General features: G+C 37.6%; 17 protein-coding genes. 6 read left to right on the top strand and 11 right to left on the bottom strand.

What is annotated here, in order from left to right:
- The first annotated feature begins 29 nt into the window (after nt 1–29).
- From rlmD to H4J57_RS01290, 4 genes are read left to right on the top strand one after another with little or no spacing between them, the layout of a single operon-like run.
- Nucleotides 30–1,352 carry a 23S rRNA (uracil(1939)-C(5))-methyltransferase RlmD gene (gene rlmD / locus H4J57_RS01305; protein ID WP_182213391.1) on the top strand — a complete coding sequence of 441 codons (1,323 nt, stop codon included), beginning with the start codon at nt 30–32 and terminating at the stop codon, nt 1,350–1,352.
- A 38-nt stretch (nt 1,353–1,390) separates the two neighbouring features.
- Nucleotides 1,391–3,598, top strand: a complete 2,208-nt coding sequence (gene relA / locus H4J57_RS01300) for a GTP diphosphokinase (RefSeq protein WP_182213392.1) — start codon at nt 1,391–1,393, stop codon at nt 3,596–3,598.
- 35 nt (nt 3,599–3,633) lie between these two features.
- On the top strand, nt 3,634–4,452 hold the full coding sequence (gene mazG, locus H4J57_RS01295) for a nucleoside triphosphate pyrophosphohydrolase (RefSeq protein WP_182213394.1): 819 nt from the start codon (nt 3,634–3,636) through the stop codon (nt 4,450–4,452).
- Nucleotides 4,449–5,252: an enoyl-CoA hydratase-related protein gene (locus H4J57_RS01290; protein WP_182221109.1), complete on the top strand. Its 804-nt coding sequence runs from the start codon at nt 4,449–4,451 to the stop codon at nt 5,250–5,252. Before mazG ends, H4J57_RS01290 begins: the two co-directional genes overlap by 4 nt.
- A gap of 113 nt (nt 5,253–5,365) precedes the next feature.
- Here the strand turns inward: H4J57_RS01290 and H4J57_RS01285 are convergent, their stop codons facing one another.
- The 5 genes from H4J57_RS01285 to H4J57_RS01265 all read right to left on the bottom strand — a co-directional run bounded on the left by H4J57_RS01285 (nt 5,366) and on the right by H4J57_RS01265 (nt 9,198).
- Entirely contained in the window at nt 5,366–6,094 is a 729-nt protein-coding gene (locus tag H4J57_RS01285; protein WP_070374723.1) for a YebC/PmpR family DNA-binding transcriptional regulator, read from the bottom strand.
- A 298-nt stretch (nt 6,095–6,392) separates the two neighbouring features.
- Entirely contained in the window at nt 6,393–7,322 is a 930-nt protein-coding gene (locus H4J57_RS01280) for a PDC sensor domain-containing protein (RefSeq protein WP_182213396.1), read from the bottom strand.
- 177 nt (nt 7,323–7,499) lie between these two features.
- Entirely contained in the window at nt 7,500–7,637 is a 138-nt protein-coding gene (locus H4J57_RS01275; RefSeq protein ID WP_157470871.1) for a hypothetical protein, read from the bottom strand.
- Between the two features lie 35 nt (nt 7,638–7,672).
- The gene (locus tag H4J57_RS01270; RefSeq protein WP_070374721.1) at nt 7,673–8,191 is read right to left on the bottom strand and encodes a hypothetical protein; all 519 of its coding nucleotides are present in this window, start codon (nt 8,189–8,191) and stop codon (nt 7,673–7,675) included.
- Nucleotides 8,192–8,316: 125 nt separating this feature from the next.
- Nucleotides 8,317–9,198, bottom strand: coding sequence for a LysR family transcriptional regulator (locus tag H4J57_RS01265; protein ID WP_231907471.1), 882 nt, complete (start codon nt 9,196–9,198; stop codon nt 8,317–8,319).
- A 975-nt stretch (nt 9,199–10,173) separates the two neighbouring features.
- Between H4J57_RS01265 and astB the strand changes: the two genes are divergently transcribed.
- Nucleotides 10,174–11,511 carry an N-succinylarginine dihydrolase gene (gene astB / locus H4J57_RS01260; protein ID WP_182241720.1) on the top strand — a complete coding sequence of 446 codons (1,338 nt, stop codon included), beginning with the start codon at nt 10,174–10,176 and terminating at the stop codon, nt 11,509–11,511.
- A gap of 105 nt (nt 11,512–11,616) precedes the next feature.
- Here the strand turns inward: astB and glsB are convergent, their stop codons facing one another.
- The 4 genes from glsB to ltaE form a co-directional block, all read right to left on the bottom strand.
- Nucleotides 11,617–12,549, bottom strand: coding sequence for a glutaminase B (glsB, locus tag H4J57_RS01255; protein ID WP_083277928.1), 933 nt, complete (start codon nt 12,547–12,549; stop codon nt 11,617–11,619).
- 479 nt (nt 12,550–13,028) lie between these two features.
- Nucleotides 13,029–15,338 (bottom strand): ATP-binding protein, encoded by a 2,310-nt coding sequence (locus H4J57_RS01250; RefSeq protein WP_182241719.1) that lies wholly within the window; start codon nt 15,336–15,338, stop codon nt 13,029–13,031.
- Nucleotides 15,339–15,392: 54 nt separating this feature from the next.
- The gene (locus tag H4J57_RS01245; protein WP_182213400.1) at nt 15,393–16,655 is read right to left on the bottom strand and encodes a PotD/PotF family extracellular solute-binding protein; all 1,263 of its coding nucleotides are present in this window, start codon (nt 16,653–16,655) and stop codon (nt 15,393–15,395) included.
- Between the two features lie 99 nt (nt 16,656–16,754).
- Nucleotides 16,755–17,774 carry a low-specificity L-threonine aldolase gene (ltaE, locus tag H4J57_RS01240; protein ID WP_182241718.1) on the bottom strand — a complete coding sequence of 340 codons (1,020 nt, stop codon included), beginning with the start codon at nt 17,772–17,774 and terminating at the stop codon, nt 16,755–16,757.
- Nucleotides 17,775–18,042: 268 nt separating this feature from the next.
- On the opposite strand from ltaE, the gene H4J57_RS01235 reads away from it, so the two are divergent.
- Nucleotides 18,043–19,557 (top strand): leucyl aminopeptidase, encoded by a 1,515-nt coding sequence (locus H4J57_RS01235; RefSeq protein ID WP_409049402.1) that lies wholly within the window; start codon nt 18,043–18,045, stop codon nt 19,555–19,557.
- 119 nt (nt 19,558–19,676) lie between these two features.
- On the opposite strand, the gene H4J57_RS01230 is transcribed toward H4J57_RS01235, so the two are convergent.
- Both H4J57_RS01230 and H4J57_RS01225 read right to left on the bottom strand, forming a co-directional pair.
- Entirely contained in the window at nt 19,677–20,378 is a 702-nt protein-coding gene (locus tag H4J57_RS01230) for a VC0807 family protein (RefSeq protein ID WP_182213403.1), read from the bottom strand.
- Between the two features lie 137 nt (nt 20,379–20,515).
- A complete protein-coding gene (locus tag H4J57_RS01225; RefSeq protein ID WP_182241717.1) occupies nt 20,516–23,206 on the bottom strand; it encodes a nitrate reductase in 2,691 nt (896 codons plus the stop codon).
- Nucleotides 23,207–23,253 lie beyond the last annotated feature (47 nt).

Genomic DNA, 23,253 nt, shown 5'->3' with positions numbered 1-23,253 from the left:
TTTATAGCACTTAACAGGTATATTTCGTTATGGCGAATTTTTTTAAAGCAACAGCTAAAAAACAAGAACTAGGTCAAGAAGTTAGTATCAAGGTTACTCGTCTTGATATTAACGGCTGTGGCGTAGGTTTACACAATAAAAAGCCTATATTTATTGATGGTGCTTTACCTGATGAAGTTGTAAAAGTGAAGGTTATTGAACAAAAAAACAAATATAGTCGTGGCAAGTTAATTGACGTATCCGTTGCTAATAAACGGCGTGTTGCCGCTAAGTGCCAGCACTTTCTCAGTTGTGGCGGCTGTGATTTACAGCATTTAGCCATTAGTACTCAGCTTGATTTTAAGCAGCAGAAGGTCAGTGATTTATTTTCGCGAAGCAACCACGAGCAGTCACTTCCTTGGCAAGCGCCTATCGTCAGCCAGCCTTGGCATTATCGCCGCAAGGCGCGTATTGGTGTGCAGTATAATAAAGCAGGCCAAGCCATTATTGGTTTTAGACAACGGGGCAGCAATCAGCTGATTAATATTAAAAGTTGCCCTGTACTTATCGAGCCGGTAAATAATATCTTTTTACCCTTAAGAACATTACTAAAAAAATTATCAGGTAAAAATGCTATCGGTCATATTGAAGTTATTGCCACAGAAAAAGTGACGGTAGTCGTGCGCCAGTTAGAGCCGCTGACCAAGCAAGATAAAAGTCACTGGCAAGCATTCAGTGATGATTTTTCTTGTGATGTTCTCTTTGACTTAGGTAAAGAGGTAGTAACGCTCGATAAAGCGACTTTAACTAGTTTGCACTATAGTTTAGCTGACAATATTGTTATTTCTTTTAGTAGCGACAACTTTATTCAGGTTAACCACCAAGTTAATAAAAGCATGATAAATCAAGCCATTCAATGGTTAAACTTGACCGAGCAAGATATTGTTTTAGATTTATTTTGTGGTTTAGGTAATTTTAGCTTACCAATAGCTAAAAAAGTTGCGCAAGTTGTAGGTATTGAAGGTGTTGAACTTATGGTCAGCAACGCGCATAAAAACGCTTTGCAAAATGGTTTAAGTAATTGTGAGTTTTATCAAGCTGACTTAAATAGTCATTGGAAAGAGGAAGCTTGGGCAAATAAAAAATATACTAAGCTGCTATTAGATCCCGCGCGTGCTGGCGCTTATCAAGCGTTACAACAATTAGTACATTTAAATATTAATAGCGTGCTATATGTCAGTTGTGATCCGGCAACCTTAGCCAAAGATAGTGAATTATTGCTAGCACAGGGTTATCGCATTGAAAAAATATCCTTAATGGATATGTTTTCTCAAACAAAGCATATTGAGACTATGGTATTGTTTGTGAAGTAGACATTCATTTTTTTTCTAAAATTTAGTAGGTTATTTTTATGGTTTCGGTACGTAAATCTCATCAAATATCGGAAATAAATTTTGAGCAATGGTTAAGTTCATTGGAGCTTAGTGAACAAAAAAATCAAGCACTTGAAAAGCTTTGGCAGCAAGTCAGTGATTTTTATGTTGACCAGCAAGAATGCCAGACTAAGTCTTTAGAGATGGTTGAGATCCTCGCCAGTTTGAATTTAGATCGCGATTCTTTATGTGCTGCATTTTTACTGCCGTTATATGAATACCAATGCATATCATTAGAATATATAGAAGAAAACTTTTCTAAGAAAATTCTAAATTTATGTAATGGCGTTAGCCAAATGCAAGCGATAAAGACATTACAGCAAGGCCAGTCTAATCAAGTGTCGGCCAATCAAGTTGATAATATTCGTAAGATGTTAGTTGCCATGGTTGACGATGTTCGTGCTGTTGTTATTAAACTTGCCGAGCGAGTCTGTTACTTAAGGCTGGTAAAAAATGCCGATGAAGAAACGCGAGTTTTAGCTGCCAAAGAAACCGCCAATATTTATGCACCTCTCGCTAATAGACTAGGCATTGGTCAATTAAAATGGGAGCTTGAAGATATTTCCTTTCGCTACCTTCATCCCAAGGTGTACAAAAATATAGCCCAACAATTAGATGAAAAACGCTTAGACCGTGAACAATATATGGCTAATTTTGTGAGTAATCTTAGTGGGCAATTACAAGATTTAAATATTGCCGGTGAAGTGTATGGTCGGCCCAAGCATATTTTTAGCATTTGGAAAAAAATGCAGCAAAAATCGCTTGGTTTTGAACAACTTTTTGATGTTAGAGCCGTGAGGGTTGTTGTTGATAAACTTCAAGATTGTTATGGCGCATTAGGTATAGTTCATACCAGTTGGCAGCATTTACCTAACGAATTTGATGATTATGTCGCCACACCAAAACCTAATGGTTATCAATCGATTCATACGGTTGTATTAGGTCCAGAAGGCAAATCAGTAGAAGTACAAATAAGAACTCAGCAAATGCACGATGATGCAGAAATGGGTGTTGCGGCTCATTGGCGTTATAAAGAAGGCAGCACTGGCAGTAAGAACACGGATAAAAAAACTGGTTTTGATGAAAAAGTTAGCTGGCTAAGAAAAATTTTACAATGGCAAGATGACGTCAGCGAAAGTGGCGATTTACTCGATGAATTACGTAGTCAGGTCTTTGAAGACCGTATTTATGTATTTACACCTAACGGCGATGTTATTGATTTACCTGCTGGCTCTACACCTTTAGATTTTGCTTACTATATTCATTCAAATGTAGGTCATTGTTGCATCGGCGCGAAAGTCTCTGGACGGATTGTACCTTTTACTTACCGCTTAAAAACAGGCGATCAAGTCGAAGTGTTAACCAGTAAAACACCTAATCCAAGTCGTGATTGGTTAAACCCTAATCTGCATTATACCCATGCACCTAGAACACGGTCAAAAATTCAACATTTTTTTAGATTACTCGACCGTGATAAACATATTGCCATAGGTAAAGAACAGTTAGAGACAGAATTATCTAAAATCGATTTGACCGAGACTGATTTAATGTCAGCGAGTAGGCGCTTTAATATAAAATCGATTGATGATTTATATGCAGCTATTGGCTCAGGTAATGCCCGTTTAATGCAAGTGATTAATCATTTGCAATATCATGACGAGAAAAACAAACCACCGGTAGATCTTGACCCACAAAGTTTGGTCAAACCTCAACAGGCACAACAAAAATCTCAAACCGATGCTAATGGCATTACGGTATCGGGTGTCGGTAATTTATTAACGCATATGGCAAAATGTTGTCATCCGGTGCCAGGCGATGATATTGCTGGCTTTATTACTCAGGGACGGGGTATCTCGGTGCATCGCAATGATTGTGACCAATTAGCGAATTCGTTAGTTCAGCAACCTGAACGAGAAGTAGAAGTACAATGGGGTGAGCAGAATCAACAGAGCTATCTAGCAACAGTGAAAGTTATAGCGAGTGACCGTCAAGGTTTAGTGCGTGATATTTCTACGATTGTTTCCAATGAACGGGTCAGTATTGTTGGCATGGAAAGCCGTTCTGATCCAAGCAAGCAAACAGTCGCTATGTTGTTAAATATTGAAATTCCAAATAATGAAATATTAGGACGTTTAATTGGCAAATTACTTCAACTTGATGATGTATTAGAAGTTAAGCGACTCTAGTTGTATTTTATCTACCTTATGGAAAATGTATTAATATGTTAACTGAACAAGCCTCAATGAATAAGCTACGTTGGATCATGACCGAGTTACGCGACCCTAAAACAGGGTGCCCGTGGGATATCAAGCAAGACTTTGCTTCGATAGTACCGCATACCATTGAAGAAGCCTACGAAGTTGCTGATGCGGTCATTGACGCTGTTGAACAGCAAGACTTCTCAGAATTAGAAAAAGAATTAGGTGACTTGTTATTTCAGATTGTTTTCTATAGTCAGCTCGGGCAAGAACAAAAACAATTTGATTTTGACAGTGTCGTCGCGGCCATTTGTGAGAAACTCATTCGTCGACACCCTCATGTCTTTGGCGATAAAAATCTAACATCTGATGCAGAGATTAATGCCAATTGGGAAAATGAAAAAGCGCAAGAAAGACAACAAAAAAACCTCAACGAACACATCAGTATTTTAGCCGATATTCCGCGAAATTTACCCGCACTTTCTCAAGCCGCTAAAATTCAAAAACGCTGCGCACATGCTGGTTTTGACTGGCATAACATTGAAGATGTCTTTGCTAAGGTTGTCGAAGAAGTCGAAGAAGTTCATCTTGAAATTGAGCAAAATAATCCGCAAGCGCTCGCTGAAGAATTAGGTGACTTAATGTTTGCCGTTGTCAATCTTTGTCGCCATGCCAAACAAGACCCTGAGCAGTTATTACGCCAAGCAAATCAGAAATTTACAAAACGGTTTCATGGTGTTGAAAAACAAGTGGCAAGCTCTGGCGTAGAATTTGAACAACATTCGCTAGAAAAACTTGAAGAATATTGGCAACAAGTCAAACTTGATGAGAAACAACGATGAAAGAAAATCTTCCCCAATTAGCCGACTGTCTACTCGCACTAGATAATAATATTGCTACGCTAACCTTTAATCGCCATGACGTACGTAATGCGCTAACAAGTACCGCAATTGCTGATGATATTGTTACCACCGTCGAGTGGGTTAATAAAACGGCTGATGTGGCTGTGCTGATTATTACCGGTGCCGGCTCTGCGTTTTCATCGGGGGGAAATATTAAAGATATGGCTGAACGTGGTGGTGATTTTGCTGGTGATGTACAAGAACTTGAAGCTCGTTATCGTCAAGGAATTCAGCGCATTCCACTAGCATTACATAAATGTGAAGTCCCTATTATTGCTGCTGTTAATGGTGCAGCAATCGGTGCCGGTTTCGATGTTGCTAATATGTGTGATATCCGAATAGCCTCAACAAAAGCTAAGTTTGGCGAAACATTTGCTAATTTAGGTCTTATTCCAGGGGATGGTGGTGCATGGTTTATGCAGCGAGTTATTGGTTATCAAAAAGCCGCGGAGTTAACTTTTACAGGCAGAATAATTAATGCCGATGAAGCGAAAGAAATGGGGGTGGTGTTAAATGTTGTTGATGCTGAGTGTTTAATGGATAACGTTATGGCTTTAGCAAATGATATTGCCAGTAAACCAACGGCGGCAATGCGTTTAACTAAGCGGTTAATGAAAATGGCACAACGTACCGACTTACCAGACTTTCTTGATATTTGTGCGGTATTTCAAGGAATGTGTCATAACAACCCTGAGCATTTAGACGCGGTAAACGTGATGATGGAAAAGCTGGCTAAATAAAGGAGCGTTCCCCTTTAACACCGATGTGAACAGCATATAAGGTTGATACATATTGATATAGTAGAAAACAGGATGTCTGATAACAGACATCCTGGACTTAATACTGTTGCAAATTACGACTCTGCAATATCGGCATTATGATAAACGTTTTGTACATCATCACAATCATCTAACATAGCGATAAATTTCTCGAAATTTGCTGTGTCATCTTCACCGGTAATTTCAGTGTAGGTTTGCGGTACCCAAGTGATTTCTTCAACTTCTAAATCAAACTCTGGCATTGAATTAGCAAATTCAGTTTTTATTTTGAAAAACTCAGTATGTGGTGCATAAACAGTAATGATACCGTCTTCAAGTTCAACATCTGTTACATCAATGTCAGCCATCATTAAGGTTTCTAATACAGTTTCATCATCTTCGCCTTGAAAAGCAAAGACAGCTTGATGATTAAACATATGAGAAACGGTGCCCGATGAACCAATTTTAGAATAGGTCTTGGTAAAACATTGGCGAACATCTTTAATCGTTCTATTACCGTTATCCGTTAAACAATCAATAATAACCATACAGTTACCTGGACCAAAACCTTCATACCTTGCGGCAACAAAATCTTCGCCTCCAGCGCCTGATGCTTTCTTTATTGCATTTTCAATGACGTGAGTAGGTACTTGATCTTTTTTAGCTCTATCGATTAAGCCACGTAGTGTTAGGTTACCATCTGGGTCAACACCGCCTTCTTTGGCACTTACATAAATTGCTTTACCGTATTTTGAATAAACTTTAGTTTTTGCGCCTGCTGTTTTCGCCATTGATAATTTGCGATTTTGGTATGCTCTGCCCATCTGAATGCATCTCGTCGTTCTTAATAAATTGATGGGCTAGATTCTACCCGCTGAAGTCAATTTTGACTAGCCTGTAGTGAATTAATCATCGATATTTTTATTTTGAACGCCATTAAATCATAGCTAAGGGACTTGAACTCTTGGTTAATTAGTGGAGCAAAATATTGCTAAAGATAAACTGACATGATTTTAGTAAAACCTTAAATAACTTCTGTCAGTAATAACAGTGAATATTGTCAGCCATTTAAATGAAATAGACACTAAGGTAATCTTTTTTTATTATCTTCATTGGAAAGTGTTATTTTTTTAGTAGTGTTTCTGCTTTTGCGCCAAGGTAAACATATAGGCCTAAACCAACAAGTAGGCCAACTGAAGTAGCCATCATAGCAACAGCATTAACTAAATATTCAGGGGAGCCAAGTACTGACTTAAACATTAGCAATAAAGCTTCTATTGAAACGGCAATTAAGATAGTGGCAATAAATCGAGTTATTGTTCGTCTTGTTGAACTATGGCGTAATATATCTTTTTGCATTAACACTTCTTCTTCTATCGTTGTTTTGCCTAAGTCGAAAATGGCCAGTGCTAAGGTCAGAAAAATAATAATACCAAAAGGTTTTATTTGTAGATCTTCAGGGGTTGGTGAGAGTAATAAATTAACTATTTCGCTACCGGCAGAATATAAAAGAATACCGACAATAAAGAATAGTCCAACGACAATACATGAATAGACACTGACGAAAAAAGGATGGAATTTTTTTCTTTTTACATCCCCCATTAAAAATTCAATGGCTTGAGCTAAGTTAATATCAATCACCAATACACCAATAACATCACCATTTTTATTAGCATATTTCATTGATGTAGAAATACATAGATTATGGCTAGAGGTTGATAAATAAGGCTCAGTAACAATGATGGTATTATTTTTATCTGCCTTTATATAATAGGGGCGATAAGAGCGGTCTATCCCAAGGCCTTCGGCAATACTTTTATTTATATTATTCTTCTTAGAAATATTTTTACTACTTTGAACGCCATCGCTATCTAAAGTGAACATCAACTCAATAAAAGGGTAATGTTTAGTTAGCCAGAGCATTGAAGTTTGTAGCAGGGTTTCGTCTTTAAAAAAGTTTTCATCAAAGGCTCCTGCGACGATTGACGCCATAAGTTCATGAATAGCATTGTGATATTCATGATATCTATCTATTACACTTATATAATTCATTAAACTCTACTTTGATGATAAATATTATTTAGGGGGGAGTAGCAAGTTGAATAGGGTTAACCTACAGGTGTTTATATTATGAATAAGCTGGGTGAGAAAGTAGCAACGCCATTGATATCCTGAAATATTTAGCGATTTTTGCTTGCGCTGCTACCGTTTATTAAATAAGCCATTCATTTACCTTGGTTGTCGAATTTCGTTAAAATTTTGGCTATTCTCTGTTTCTTCAATATCCCACTGACTCACAGATAAGTGCTTGATGTTAATGAGTAAACTGGTAAAAGATGAAATACTATTTAGCATGCGTTTGATCATGATATATCTCCTGAAATCTAGTGTTAAGTTATTGATTAATCTGCAATCAGTGGTGAGGTTTCTGAAAGTGATGCCAATCGATATGCTTTTTGCTTGATAATTTTTAAGTTACCTAACGTAATTGTGTTTTCATCAATTAATATCGCTTGGTTTAAATCAGCTAGGGCACCGCTAATATCATTGTTTTTGTACCTTGAAATACCACGATTACTGTAACTTAATGACTTAAGGTAAAGTCCAATGGTGTTATTTAAGTTCATGGCTTCAATACTGTCGATTGCTGCGGTACATGCTAACTCTGACTGTTCTGCATTATCAGCTTGCAAATAGGCAACACATAAACTCATATGGCTGTTATACGAACTTTCATCTTGATGGCGTTTGGTGAGTTTCTTAATGCTTTTATTAAAATTGCCTTTAACAATATCTTGAGTACCTCTGGCATCTTTAACTACCGCAACTTTTAATGCGGTGTCACTTTCAAAAGCTGATACAGGGTTACTTACTAGTAAAGTTATCAATAATGGGGTTAATAAAGCTAATGTAGTTTTCATTTTTTTTCTCTCTATTTAAAAGCGCATCCGGTTGATGCAGGTCTACTATAGAAATTTTCATTTCTCGAGACAAACGATTAAAATCGACGTATTGAGTGAATAAATTTCATCTATCATTGGCATCGTTATTCGTTATTATTGGCGAAGGTTTCTTTAACCCAGTCAGCAAATAAAGTTAGCTCAGTTTTATTTTCCATATTTTCATGTTGGATCAAATAGTATTTGTCATTGGTATTGAGTTCTTCATCGAAGAGTTTTACTAATAACTGTTCAGTAAACCATGTTTTACTGATCGGAAGAGGCACTAATGCTATGCCCATTCCTTGTTGAGCCGCTCGTGCAACGCCAAACATACTGTCAAACTGTATAATTTGTTTTGGATCAAAATCATTAATATTGACGTTGTCGGCCCATTGATGCCATGACCAAGGACGAGAGCGGTGTAAAATCAGTGGGGTATTTCTTAATGCCGAAGTCCCCATGCTTTTAAGTTTTTTATAAAGTTTTTTATTACAAGCTGGGGTATAACGCACAGGGAATAATTCATGAACAATACTCGCATTTGGCTTGCCATTCGCCAATACTATCGATAAATCAGCAATTTGTGAGGGTTCACTGCCTGATTTTATCGTTTCTAATTGTAAGTTTATTTCTGGATTTTTTTCAGACCATGTACTTAACTGGGGAATAAATAACTCACTGGCAAAAAACTCAGGCAAACTAATGACAATAGTTTTATTTTGTTGATTATGAGTGAACTCCGAAATTGTTGATTCAAGCTGATGAATTATCGGTTGAATAGATTGATAAAACTGTTTCCCTGAACTGGTTAGCTCTATTGAACGTGTTCCTCTTTTAAAGAGGTCAAAACCTAATTGTTCCTCTAGCTGTTTTATTTGATGGCTAACCGCTGAAGGTGTTAAAAACAATTGTGCGGCAGCATGTTTGAAGCTTAAACATTTTGAAGCCACGCAGAATGACCGTAAACCACGGATGGGTGTTTGAATAGGCATGTGAGTAAAATAAATTGATGAAGACAAATAGTAATAGCAATAGTTATACCGAAGTGTAACTAGTTGATATTATTATTAATACTGATTTTATAAGGTGGCCGTTTTTTTTGGTTTGCACCATATTGGTTCATTTGCACTATAAGAACAATCTGCTTATAGAATTATAAGCAGAAAAAAAGGACATCAATGATGTCCTTAAATGTAGCAGTTTAGCAATACAAACAGGTGTTTTTAAAGAATCTATAAATTATTATTAGAGCGACTCAACAAACAACTGCATCGTAAATTTATTTATTAGGCACAGCAAACGAGATAAATTCATTCGATGGATCAATATTTTTCACCTATAAAATTAAATGGGAATAAATCATGCTATTAAAAAGGTATTTTTTACCAATCAACATAGTGTAATCAAGGGCGTTGTAAAATTATTAGCAAGTGTCAGTATTCAGTATAATTGAGATCAATAATGCTCATTCGTTAGAAATTTATTCGCTAGGCACAGTAAGTAAGATCCATTTTATAAAAGTCAGCTTATTTAATCGCCTAGCTAAAAAAAAGCTAAAAAAAAAGGACATCAAATGATGTCCTTAAAATGAAACAATTTAACAATATAAGCAGTACTATTAAAGAATCGGGGAAGATTCAAAATACAAATGCATCGTAAATAGATTCGTCAGTCAGAGCAAACGAGATAAATTCATCTGATAGGTTAACTTTTTTCATCTATCAATTTTTATACAATTAATAAGTGTTTTCGGGCTTATAGCCCTTATGGTATTTATAACTTACGCGCTTTATTTACATTATAGATTGTTGCAGGTTATGTTCAGTTAATGACGCTATGACTACTGATAAATTAAACGTTAATATAAAGTTTTTATATATTGATGATCAATATTTTGATTGGTACGTATTTTACTATGGTGTTAAAAAAATTAAAAAAATGATTTAAAGGTCGAGGTAATAATGAAAAGTTTCGAAGTGAATTTTGATGGTTTAGTGGGCCCAACCCATAATTATGCGGGTCTTTCTGAGGGGAATGTTGCCTCATTATCAAATACTAATAACAGCTCAAACCCTAAAGAAGCAGCCTTGCAAGGTTTAAAGAAAATGAAAGCATTGCATGATATGGGGTTAAAGCAAGGCGTATTTGCTCCTCAAGAACGTCCTGACCTCTATACGCTTAAAAGATTGGGCTTTCACGGCAGCGATGCGCAAATATTGTCAGCAGCTTATAAAGCTTCGCCAACACTACTCGCCGCTTGTTGTTCTGCATCAACGATGTGGACAGCCAATGCAGCAACCGTTTCACCATCAGCGGATACGGTTGATAAAAAGGTCCATTTTACCTCAGCTAATTTAGCGAATAAGTTTCATCGTTCACTCGAACCTGAAACGACCAGTAAAATCCTTAAAGCTATGTTCAACGATGATAAGTATTTTCAGCATCATCAGCACCTTAACGATAATGAACACTTTGGTGATGAAGGGGCTGCTAACCATACGCGATTATGTGAAGGTTATGGAGATGCTGGTATAGAGATCTTTACTTATGGTCGTTATGCTTTTAATCGAAATAAACCAGCACCCGTTAAGTTTCCTGCTCGTCAAACGTTGGAGGCGAGTCAGGCGATCGCAAGATTACATGGCCTTTCTGAAGATAAAGCTGTTTTTGTTCAACAAAACCCCGATATTATCGATCAAGGTGTTTTTCATAATGACGTGATTGCCGTCGGTAACCAGAATGTTTTTCTTTACCATGAGCAAGCATATTTAAATACGGCAAAATTCAAAGCCGAAGTCACTCGAAAGTATAACGGCGATAAACTGCACTTTCTTGAAGTTTCAACCGAGCAAGTGTCGATTGAAGCAGCGGTTAATACGTATTTATTTAATACTCAAATTGTCACATTAGCTGATAATTCTATGGCTATTATTGCCCCGATGCATTGTCGGGAAAATAGTCAGGTTAATCATTACCTACAAACATTAATTGCTGGTGATAACCCAATAAATCATGTTGAGTTTTTTGATGTCAATGAAAGTATGAAAAATGGTGGTGGTCCGGCATGTTTACGCCTAAGAGTTGCGCTCACCGAGCAAGAGTTACTTGGGGTTAATCCTGACTGCTTGCTAACACCAGCATTATATAACCGATTAGTGACTTGGGTTAATCGTCATTATCGCGACAAATTAGTCATAGATGATTTACGAGACCCACAATTAATTATTGAGTCACGCACGGCATTAGATGAACTTTCACAAATCTTATCTTTAGGTGCAGTTTATCGTTTTCAACAATAATTATATACTTGCACAATAAGTGACTTTGAGCAGCCGTTTTTAACTAGAAACGTGCTGCTTTTAGTTAACCTAGGTATTTAATACACAAATAGCTAATGCCAGCGATTAATGGTAAATAGACAAGCCTAATTCTTCTGCAATACCTTCTACTAACTTCATACCAACAACAGAATTACCAAAACTGTTTAACGGTGGGCTCCATGTACAGATCACGCCATAATTTGGCACGATAGCAATTAAACCACCACCCACACCACTTTTAGCTGGTAAACCGACAGAAAAAGCGAACTCACCAGATTGATCATACATACCACTGGTTGATAATATTGCATTAACGCGATGTGCATCTTTTGGACTACAAATAACCCGTTTCGTTAATGGGTCGACACCTTTGTTGGCTAAAAATAGTAAACTTTGCGCGAGCTGCTCGCAACTCATGCTAATTGAACACTGAGTAAAATAATGGCTGAGTACATCTGGAATTTCGGCTTCAATATTACCAAAGCTTTTCATTAAGTAGGCTAGGGCAGCATTACGATTACCATGGGTGAATTCAGATTGATAAACTTCAAGGTCAACGCGAATGTCTTCATTGTTTGCTAGCTTCCTAACAAAGCCTAAAAAAGCCAACTTACTTGCTGAGTAATGACTGGTTAATACGTCAGCCACTAATAAAGCACCCGCATTTATTACCGGATTTCTGGGGATACCTTTTTCCCACTCCAACTGAATAATAGAATTGAAAGGTTGACCTGAAGGCTCCATTCTTACGCGTTGCCACAAAGAATCACCTAGGCGATTCATCGCCATCACTAAACCAAATATTTTTGAAATACTTTGAATAGAAAATGCGTGCTGATAATCACCGGCGCCAACTGTTTTTCCGTCAATGGTCGCGACAGCGATGCCGGCAAAGTCGGCTTTTACACTAGCAAGAGCAGGAATATAATCGGCTACAGCACCCTCGACAAAGCTATCACGGTAAGAAAGCAGTAATGCGTTTAGCTTACCTTGTAAGTCAACTATGTTGTTTTTCATATAACGGCTCGATGTTAAAAGTGCAGAGGCGCTATTATGCACAAAATAAATCTGAGATGTTGCCTTAAAGAGACTTATTTAACGCTTTGACCTTAAATAAGTACTCAACAATTAATGAGCTAATCATGCACTTTAGCTTTTTCTTGAGTTTATAAAATATCAATAATCATCGATCATGGGCACAAGATTATTCATCTGTGCAATTTGCAAAAAGATTCATAATGCAATGGAAATTTAAGGAGGAATAAGTGGTGTAAAAATAATAGAAAAATTATTTTTCACAATTTATTGGTTTTAATGGCCTTAGTGATATTAACCGTATTGAAATATCCTTTGCCGGTACTAAGCCAATACCCACGGCGTACCTGAACCGTCAACATGGAGTATTTTGCTTCAGGCCTTGTCGTCTTAGTCACACGCCGATTTAACTTTTAGTATTGATGATTTTTATCGCATCATTAATACTAAAAGCCCTATTTTTATGATGTTTTATTATTTTTATTCATCCAAAACCTAAGTTTTTGCTGGAGTTTATTGATATCAATGGGTTTAGCCAGGTAGTCGTTCATACCGGCACTTAAACACCTTTCTTTATCTCCTTTCATCGCATTGGCAGTCATAGCGATAATCGGAATATCTTGGTGCGCTTTCCCTGCCTCTCCGGCTCGAATAGCTTTAGTTGTTTGATAGCCATCCATTTCAGGCATCTGACAGTCCATCAAAATTAAATCGTAACTAGACGAGTTTAGTTTTTCTAGCGCGTGAATACCATTTACGGCTATGTCGGCGCTTAACGTTAATTTGGTTAGAATTTTAGTGGCAACAATTTGATTTATTCTGTTGTCTTCCACCAAAAGTATTTTGTTAAAGGATAAGTTAACCGGGTTAATTGCGATGTCTGGCTCAGTACTGTCAGTAATATCATTTTCTGGTTTTTGATAAACTAAATAAAAGGAAAAGCAGCTACCTTTATTTAAGGTGCTTTTTATATCTATATCTCCGGACATAAGTTCACATAACTGTTTTACAATCGTTAAACCTAAACCTGTACCGCCATATTTTCGAGTGGTTGAATTATCAGCTTGAGAAAATGGAGTGAAAATATTCTGCTGCTGTTCTTCTGAAAGGCCTATACCTGTGTCACTGACTTTACACGAGAAGTTAAGTTGTTCTTTATTTATTTCTGTCAGTTCAACTTCAAGGTCAATAGTGCCTTGTTCGGTAAACTTAATGGCATTACTTAGCAGATTAATCAGTATTTGTTTAAGTCTTGTAGGATCGCCAATAACGGTCTTTTGTGAAAGTGACATCGATCGAATGTTAAGTACTAATGATTTTTTTTCAGCAAGTGCATTCATTATTATGACGACTTCGTTAATAATATCAGTGACATTAAAATGAATACTTTCTATTGCTAGTTTTCCTGATTCAATTTTAGAGTAGTCTAAAATACTATTAATTAAGGTCAACAATGATTCAGAGCTCGAATTTACCAGATTAATATATTCTTTTTGTTCATCGTTTAGTGGCGTGTTAGATAATAAACTCAGCATACCCACCACACCATTCATTGGTGTTCTAATTTCGTGACTCATATTTGCTAAAAACATGCTTTTTGCTTTAGTTGCCTGTTCAGCCCTTTTTTGTGATAGAACCAGCTGTTGATTTAATTGTTGTGACTGAAGTAATAAATCATTGGTTTGTTTGTTTTTTAATTTAAATATAGTCGCCGATTTCATTAGATGACCTATCTCATCTTTGCGATTAACGTTAAGTTCAAGCTTTTCATTAATTATTTTATTTTCAGCAAGTGCATTAAATACTTGAGTTACTTTTTCTATTGGAAATATAAGCCTTTTCAAAATATAGACAGTAATAAGACTGGTCAGGAAAATACCAAGAATAAACATAATATTGCCACGAATAACAGACTCTTCAACTAGGGTGTTCAGCTGAGCGTTACTTGAATCAAGATGGGTTAAAGCAACTTCACTTAAATTTTTTGCTAAATATAAAAATTCGTTAGCAGAGCCAGACATAACCACATTGACTAAGTAATTATAATTTCGGGTTACTTGCGTCAACAAATTAAAGTCACTAGATAAAGCGGCTAATGCTGAAGTAAAACCATCGATATTGAGTGGCGCTGCGGTACTTTCTACTTGGCTAAAAATAGACTGAAAGTTGGTAATATTCTCAGTATTAGGTCGTATAAAATATTGATAAGCCGAAAGTTGTAGGGCCGAAGTCAGATCTGCAAGTCTCTTGGTTGTTACATGAGTCGTTTGAATAGATTGGTTAAGATGAATACTATTAGAGACCTCATCGGTGATGGTATTTAGATGGCTTAGGTGAGTTACTATGGTTTTATTAAATAATTCACTTTTTTTATCGATGAGTAAGACAACCGAATCAAAGTTTTCTCGATAAGCTTTTAAGTGATCACGCATACTCTCTATCGCGACTTGCTGATCGGTGCCAATGTTATTTTTTTCGATAAAGAGTGAGGTTATAGCTAATTTCCCTGTTACCGAACTCATCATGTCATTTAATCGCTGTAACACTGAAGATGCTTGGTTTTCTTTATAAATAAGCACATTGCGCTGTAAATCTAAAACATCTTTCTCTAATGCTTTAACCTGAACGACTCCATCAACTATTTCTTGATTAGAGGCTAAGCCCGTTACTAATCGTTTTTGGTTCTGATACGAAACAGTCTCCTGGCCGATAAAAAGTAAAATAATGAGGGCGAGCGAAAGCATCAATTGTGTTTTTAAACTTCGAAACATTACTGGCACCCTTGAGTTTGAATGCTTATTATATTGGCATAAAAATTTGATTGTTTAAGCATTAATAAATTCATACCACTTTTGCAGGCTATAGTCATAGGTTGGCATAACAGTATTCCAAACAGCAACATTGCTAAATCGTTTTTCATAACTGCCCCCGCGACGAATATTTCCTTTATAAACAGATACTTTATTATCAGTACCTTTTAAGTCGATCGCGGCGGGTTTTCCGTCATACCAGTAATCCCACTCTTGCGGAGAAAGGTAGCGAGCAGTACGCTCAGGGTTTGAAATATAATAGCCTTGTCTGGCAATGTAAGCACCTGGCCAACCAGACAGCCACCAATTCATATAATCATAGGCTGCGTCTTTTACCTTGCCAGTTGTCGCCTTAGATAAACACATGACTCCGTGCCAACCGCGATAACCCTCTTTAGGTGCTGCGTAAGTTACCGGTACATTCATCCCGTTTAGTGATGCTACAGCAGGAGAAAACATGCTTTCTATCACCACACGACCCGATTTCATAAATTGAATCGACTCAGGCACCGAAGTCCATAAACCACTGAAGTGACCTGCTTGTTTCAAGCCTATTAATATACCAAAAAGTTTGTCTAATTCTGGCTTGGTCATGGCGCCAATATTATTAAATGACATTAGATTCTTAGCTTGTGCGGCGAGAGCTAAGTCAAAAAGACCTATGGTCGGCGCATTGATAATACCGACACGGCCACTGTATTTTTCATCTAATAACCAGCCCCAACTTTCAGTCTCGTAAGGTATGCCTTTTTTAATAAAGTCAGTGTTGTAGCCAAAAGAGTCAACATTATGCACATAGGGTAAGAAACTTAAATCGTTGGTATGGTTTTCGCCTAATTGATTGTTTTTTTGTACGTGTAATATTTTATAAGGTGCATCGCCGTCGCCGAGTTTCGCCGACTGCGTTATTTTTCCTGTTTTACTTAGGTTATTAATTTCATCCCAATGGGTTATTCTTCTTTTGTCTATCGATTGAATAGCACCAGAGCGCCAAAGCACATTAATACTGTTTGACCATTGCTCATAGAGATCAAATGACTGAGGAAACATTGACGCTTTTTGTAAAACTGCAGCGCTACCTTTAGGCTCAAATATCAAATTTATCCCTAGGTCTTCCATCGCTTTTTGTCGTAATTCTTCTTGTAATGTTACATGCGTACCCAAAATGCGTAAGGTCACCTTATTGCGCGCAAATACATAGGGCGCTTTGGCAATGGCTATGGTTGCCGCGCCGCCTAAGGCTATTTTCTTAATCACGCTTCTACGAGACTTATCCATTTGATTTTTCGCATATAATTTATTTGATATATCGAGTATAGATAATTAATCAAAATAATCTATTACGAATAGCACAATATTTACTTTTTAGTTAAAAATTTAAGCTAAGCTCGTTAAGTGATTTTTTACCGCTGTAATAAAGCTATTAATATCTGCTTTACTAATATCTAAGTGAGTTACCAAACGCATGTTTTCGCTGGGGGATATTAGAATTTTTTTTGTTTTTAGCGCGTTAGCCATCGCATTAATATCGATAGAACTGTCGACTTTTACAAAGACCATATTAGTGGTGACTTGCTCTACATTAACAGTAAACCCGCTTATTTTATTAAGTTGCTCTGCCAAGTAATAAGCATTTTCGTGGTCAACTTTAAGTTTTTCAACATTTTCGGTTAACGCTATTTTAGCTGCTGCACAGAGAATACCGGCTTGACGCATTCCGCCACCCAGCACTTTTCGCCATCTTCTTGCCTGCTTGATGATTTGCGTTGAACCTAGCAATAATGAGCCAATTGGTGCGCCTAAGCCTTTAGATAAACAAATCGACATGCTATCAAAATATTGGGCTATTTCAGTGATATCTACGTCTAATGCGGTCGCAGCGTTGTATACGCGCGCGCCATCTAAATGCAAGCTTAATTGATGCTTATTAACAAACTCGCGCAGTTCTGCTAAATAGTGTAACGGCAGTACTTTACCATTTATGGTATTTTCAATGCTAACCAGTTTTGTGTGAGCAAAATGCGAATCATCGGGTTTAATCGCTTGGGCAAGCTTAGTTAAGCAAAGGGTGCCATCTTTCTCATTTTCTATCGGTTGCGGTTGAATTGAACCTAATACTGCCGCGCCACCACCTTCAAATTTGTAGTTGTGGGCTTGTTGGCCACACAAATACTCGTCGCCTCGCTGACAGTGTGCCATTAAGGCGAGTAGATTTGCTTGTGTCCCTGAGCTACAAAAGAGTGCAGCATCAAAGCCATGACGTTTGGCAGACCATTGCTCTAATTCGTTTACGGTTGGGTCGTCACCATAAACATCATCACCAACCTCTGCCTGTGACATTGCATTACGCATTTTCAAGGAGGGTCTTGTTACGGTGTCAGAGCGAAAATCAATCATGTTAAATCCAAATCAAATATTAATAGCAAGAAAGTATAAACGGTTATGCCGTCCTAAATATAGGTAATTAACATCATTTTAAAAATGACATACATTGATAATGTTTTTTATTAAATACCAGATAAAAATCAATCATATTAATCTTTAATTGATCGCTATAAAATCCTATTTTATATGAATATTTTCCTTGGAATAGTCATTGAACTAATATGACTTTATTGTCGTATATCTTAATATTATTCTTATTATCCATTAAATAGAGGTTTTTATGTTGTTAAAACGTACCACCATCTCAGTTGTTTTAGGCGCTATGCTTGCTAGCACGACGGTATTGGCAGAAACAATAACTTTTGCAGATTCTGTTTCAACGGTTGCAGATACCTTAGTTATCTTTCACACAAAAGAGGGGAAAAATAGTGATTTCTCTGCATTCGATAAGGAAAGTCAAGGTCACTTAAGTAGAGCTGTGAAAGCAGAAGATTTCAGCAGTGAGTACGGTAGCTTTTTACAAATTGTTGCACCTTATGGTTTACATTATGAGCGTGTGTTAATTGTTGGAACAGGCCCACAAGCACAACTGAGTAAAGATAAGTTGACCGCTTTGGGCGGTAACTTATTGGCTAAGTTAGACACTAAATTAACTCAGGTTATTAAAGTATCAACTGATGATTTAGTGTCTAGCAATACTGCCGCATCTTTATTGGCACATGGTGTAAGTTTACGTGCTCATCGTTTTGAGCAGTACCACAATGAAAAGCGTAGTGAAAAAACGTTTATGTTTGATGTTGAAAATGGCAAGCAAGCTCAAGCAGCGTATGCCCCATTAGCTAATATCGAGCAAGGTGTCTTTTTAGCGCGAGATTTAACCAGTGAAGTACCGACAGAGATGACACCTGTTGCTTTTGCTAATGCGGCAAAAGAGTTAAAAAAACTCGGTGTTGAAATAAAAGTGTTAACGCCTAAACAGATTAAAAAATTAGGTATGGGAGCACTTGAGGCTGTTGGCCGTGGTAGTAAAGAAGGGTCACGTTTAGTTGTTGCCCATTATCAAGGCAACGATGAAGCACCGATCGCTTTAGTGGGAAAAGGTATTACCTTTGACTCTGGTGGCTATAGTATTAAAACCGGCGCATCTATTGCCCGAATGAAGTCGGATATGGCCGGTGCAGCTGCAGCGTTAGGGACTATTAAGGGACTTGCTTTAAATAAAGCTAAAGTGAATGTTGTTGCTGTCATGGGGATGGCAGCTAATATGGTCTCTCAATTTTCTATAGCACCTGGTGATGTCGTTAAAACAGCAGAAGGGCTAACGGTTGAGGTGGTTAATACAGATGCAGAAGGGCGCTTGGTTTTATCTGATGCACTCTGGTATGCGCGTCAATACTACAAGCCAGAAATCATGATAGATTTAGCCACTTTAACGGGCTCAAAAGTTAGAGCATTAGGTGATCGTTATGCTGGTTTATTCTCAGATGACGAAGCGTTAGTTACCGAATTAACCTTTGCAGGTAAACAAGTGAATGAAAATTTATGGCGATTACCGCTAGGGTATAAAGATATGCTTGAAACGGACATTGCTGATTTAAAGAATACCGGTTCAGGTGGGCCAGGTGCAACCACAGCAGCTAGTTTTCTCCAGCACTTTGTTGGCGATGTTCGATGGGCTCATCTTGATATTGCCGGTAATGCGCTTAGCAGTAAAGCAAAAGATGAAGTACCCACCGGCGGTACAGGCTTTGGGGTGAGGTTATTGTCTGAATGGTTAATGACTAAAGAAAAATAGTACAGGATTATTAACTGAGCAATACAAAAATTGACTTTATTGAAAATAGACGGAGTAGGTCGAGGGTTAGCCACTTACATCCGTCTATAATTAATTGGTAGTTAATCGGTAATTAGGGGTTATTTCTCACCGTTTAATATTTTTTCTAACGTTAAATCTGTTAATTTCATGGTGCTTTTTACCACATAGAACATAATTGCAATTAGCATCACCATTGAAGGTACGGCAATCACGGGATAACTTAACAGTGTCATTTCGCCAAGTTGCTCATTAAACTCTACTGTGCCAGCGGGGCTAATAACAATCCATTTAGCTAATAGGTAATTCATCGTGGCAGAAAAAACAAAGGTTGAAGCTAAAAGATGATTTGCCCACTGAATTCTTGCTTTAAACTGATCAGTTTTGTTTTTGCTTGCTAGCGTTTGATAGATTAAATCTAAATTAAATAACAGTGGATTTAATAATATTTTAGCAATTAAGGGTTTTCCCCAAAAACCAGATATCAGCACAACTATGCCGATAACAGATGGAATGGCAGCTTCTTTGATAGCGAGCCATTCAACGTCCAGTTCAAATAAACCTATGCCACCCGTTAACAAGGTACTGAAAAATCCTAATAAGGAAATAAAATTCATCGACTTGTTTTTAATGAAATCATACAAGCCATAACCGAGTGGAAACAATAAGGCAAAAATTAAGGCCGGTACAGTGCCTAAATACTCATCTGTCGAAAGTTTCATTAAAATAATCGATGGAATAGCAATATTATATAGGAGTTCTAAAAAGGTATTCGGGCGTTTAACAGGTGTTTGAATTGGCATTATATTTCATATTTAGGCACAACTGACCATCGCCAGTTTATTTAAGTCTGCCGACATTTTATCTAATAATAGCTAAAATGTCATATTATAATCTGATAGTGCTCACAAGCTTTACATTTACTGACAAGCGCTATCCATTATTCTCCCCAAGTGCTGTTAATTAATGTGGCTTTATCGATGTGATGTTCACTAAGTAATGCAGCTAATTCTGATTTACATGAACCACAGTTTGTGCCACATTTTAACCCCTCTCCTAATTGTTCAACAGAACTACAGCCGCCTTTAATTGCGCCTACAATGTCTTTTTCACCAATATTAAAACAGCTGCAAATTTGTTTACCTTTGGAGAACTCTTCACTTGAAGTCCCTGCGAGTAAAGATTTAATATTAGCTTCGCTTAGAGATGACTGACCAAAAGCATAATTAAGCCATGCGCTTTCAATACGGGGCTGTGTTGTTGACACATAACACAAGAAAACTAATTTATTGGCTTGTAAGCAAATAATATAAGAGGTGCCTGCTTGGCTAAATTGGTGCCACTCACCAGATATATGGCTGCTTGTTTGACACCAATTTAAAAGGTCACTTTCAAGTTCAATATTAGCAAATTGATAACTAAGGCCATAATGGGTGCGTGCTTTATTCCAAAAGTCATTACTCATTTGGCATTGCACGATAAATTCTTCGCTAAGATGAAGTTGACCAAACTGGACAAAATCTGTTTTGCTTAATGCGATCGCGCCATGCTTCATTTCAGGTTGACCAGAAAACGGGTCGGTAATGCTCTCATATAAGTTGTTAACATTTGCGCTAGACGCAAATTGCTTATTCCAATGAATAGGCATAAAACATTCATTAGAACGCTGGTTTTTATCTAACTTTGCATGCACTTTTGCTTGCCCAGTGTTTGATGCAATATTGACTATCTCATCATCTACTATGCTTAATCGCGCCGCGTCATCAGGATTAATATAAAGGTAACATTTATCGGTATGAGCGGTGAGCTGAGGGGATTTGCCGGTTCGAGACATCGTATGCCATTGATCTCTTAATCGACCACTGTTTAGCCTAAAGGGAAATTTAGCGGATAATTTTTGAGTTGGCTGGCGTGGCGTAATAGGAAAAAAGACAGCTTTACCAGAAGGGGTAGAAAACTTACCCTCTTCATAAACACGTTTTTTACCTTCAGGATAGGTATCATTAACTGGCCATTGTAGAGGCTTTAAACGGTTATACTGTTTTGGAGTAATGGCTGAAAATGCAGAGATATCAAAGACTCGTTTGCCATTGTTTTCAAAACCTGACAGTTGAGCGAACTCTCTAAATACCTCACTAACGTGTGAATAGTTAAAGCCTGAAAAACCCATGGCCGTGGCAACGTCCGCAATAATTTGCCAGTCGTGCTTTGCTTGTCCGCTCGGAGCTATAGCATTAGTTTGGCGCGAAATTCGGCGCTCTGAGTTGGTAACGGTACCGTTTTTTTCTAGCCATGGCGTTGCCGGTAGTTTTACATCAGCAAAGTCTAACGTATCATTGTTTTCAGCACAGTCTGAGACCACAACATATTCACATTTATTTAATGCTTGGGCTATTTTTTTAACGTTGGGCAAGCTTACCATCGGGTTAGTTGCCATTATCCAGACCGCTTTTATTTTACCTTCATCGATAGCGTCAAACAGATCAACCGCCTTATAACCTGCTTTAACAGCGATAGTGGGGGATTGCCAAAAACGTTGCACTGTTGAGCGGTGTTCAGGGTTTTCAATATCCATATGAGCGGCTAATTGATTAGACAAACCTCCCACTTCTCTACCGCCCATAGCGTTGGGTTGACCTGTGATAGAAAAAGGCCCACAACCGTCTTTAGCTATTTTTCCGGTGGCTAAATGACAATTAATAATGCTTTGACACTTATCAGTGCCTGAGTTTGACTGGTTGATGCCCATTGAATAAAAGCTGAGTACTTTTTCAGTGTCGGCAAATAATTGATAGACACTGGCAAGGGTTTGTTGGTCAAGATCGCAATAGGCTGATACTTCAGCGAGTGACCATTTTTTTGCTGCTAATAAAGCTTGTTCGAAACCTTGGGTATGTTGCTCGATATAGTCATTATTTAAGCCATTGTTAGTGCTTAAATAATTTAATAGACCGTTAAAAAAGGCGGCGTCAGTGCCAGGCTTTATTGGTAAAAAATAATCAGCTATTTGACAGGTTGCGGTTTTACGCGGGTCAATAACCACAATTTTCATCGCTGGATTACGTTTTTTAGCACGTTCAATACGTTGAAATAATACCGGATGGGTCCAAGCGGCATTAGAGCCGGTAATTAATAAAAGCTCTGTACTGTCTAAATCGTCATAGGTACATGGTACAACGTCCTCACCGAAACTGCGCTTATAAGCGGCAACCGCTGAAGACATGCAAAGGCGTGAATTGGTATCTATATTGGCTGAACCTATATAGCCTTTCATTAATTTATTCGCCAGATAATAATCTTCAGTCAGTAGCTGTCCTGAGACATAAAAAGCCACGGCATCAGCGCCATGCTCTTTAATAATTTGTGTAAATTTATCGGCAACATGATTTGTCGCTGTTGACCAATCAACCGTTTTATTATTTATTTGTGGCTCAAGTAAGCGGTTGGTTAAATCTGTGGTGGCTAATAAATTGGTACCTTTAACACACAGTTGTCCAAAGTTGGCTGGGTGCTCTATGGTGCCGACTAATGCACTGGCCTTGCCATTGTTAACCGTAATATCAATACCACAACCTACACCACAGTATGCACAAGTTGATTGAACAGTATGTGATGATTGAGAACAACTCATAAAATTTACCTTTAAAACAGAGAATGATATACAGCCCGCTTTATATG

This window comes from Colwellia sp. BRX8-7, assembly GCF_014077275.1.
Lineage (GTDB): Bacteria > Pseudomonadota > Gammaproteobacteria > Enterobacterales > Alteromonadaceae > Colwellia_A.
This window is presented reverse-complemented; position numbering and strand designations above follow the sequence as displayed.

What these genes read in the sequence shown, in the direction of transcription:
- rlmD (WP_182213391.1), top strand. Translation starts at nt 30, where the DNA reads ATGGCGAATTTTTTTAAAGCAACAGCTAAAAAACAAGAACTAGGTCAA.
- relA (WP_182213392.1), top strand. Translation starts at nt 1,391, where the DNA reads ATGGTTTCGGTACGTAAATCTCATCAAATATCGGAAATAAATTTTGAG.
- mazG (WP_182213394.1), top strand. Translation starts at nt 3,634, where the DNA reads ATGTTAACTGAACAAGCCTCAATGAATAAGCTACGTTGGATCATGACC.
- H4J57_RS01290 (WP_182221109.1), top strand. Translation starts at nt 4,449, where the DNA reads ATGAAAGAAAATCTTCCCCAATTAGCCGACTGTCTACTCGCACTAGAT.
- H4J57_RS01285 (WP_070374723.1), bottom strand. Translation starts at nt 6,094, where the DNA reads ATGGGCAGAGCATACCAAAATCGCAAATTATCAATGGCGAAAACAGCA.
- H4J57_RS01280 (WP_182213396.1), bottom strand. Translation starts at nt 7,322, where the DNA reads ATGAATTATATAAGTGTAATAGATAGATATCATGAATATCACAATGCT.
- H4J57_RS01275 (WP_157470871.1), bottom strand. Translation starts at nt 7,637, where the DNA reads ATGATCAAACGCATGCTAAATAGTATTTCATCTTTTACCAGTTTACTC.
- H4J57_RS01270 (WP_070374721.1), bottom strand. Translation starts at nt 8,191, where the DNA reads ATGAAAACTACATTAGCTTTATTAACCCCATTATTGATAACTTTACTA.
- astB (WP_182241720.1), top strand. Translation starts at nt 10,174, where the DNA reads ATGAAAAGTTTCGAAGTGAATTTTGATGGTTTAGTGGGCCCAACCCAT.
- glsB (WP_083277928.1), bottom strand. Translation starts at nt 12,549, where the DNA reads ATGAAAAACAACATAGTTGACTTACAAGGTAAGCTAAACGCATTACTG.
- H4J57_RS01250 (WP_182241719.1), bottom strand. Translation starts at nt 15,338, where the DNA reads ATGTTTCGAAGTTTAAAAACACAATTGATGCTTTCGCTCGCCCTCATT.
- H4J57_RS01245 (WP_182213400.1), bottom strand. Translation starts at nt 16,655, where the DNA reads ATGGATAAGTCTCGTAGAAGCGTGATTAAGAAAATAGCCTTAGGCGGC.
- ltaE (WP_182241718.1), bottom strand. Translation starts at nt 17,774, where the DNA reads ATGATTGATTTTCGCTCTGACACCGTAACAAGACCCTCCTTGAAAATG.
- H4J57_RS01235 (WP_409049402.1), top strand. Translation starts at nt 18,043, where the DNA reads ATGTTGTTAAAACGTACCACCATCTCAGTTGTTTTAGGCGCTATGCTT.
- H4J57_RS01230 (WP_182213403.1), bottom strand. Translation starts at nt 20,378, where the DNA reads ATGCCAATTCAAACACCTGTTAAACGCCCGAATACCTTTTTAGAACTC.
- H4J57_RS01225 (WP_182241717.1), bottom strand. Translation starts at nt 23,206, where the DNA reads ATGAGTTGTTCTCAATCATCACATACTGTTCAATCAACTTGTGCATAC.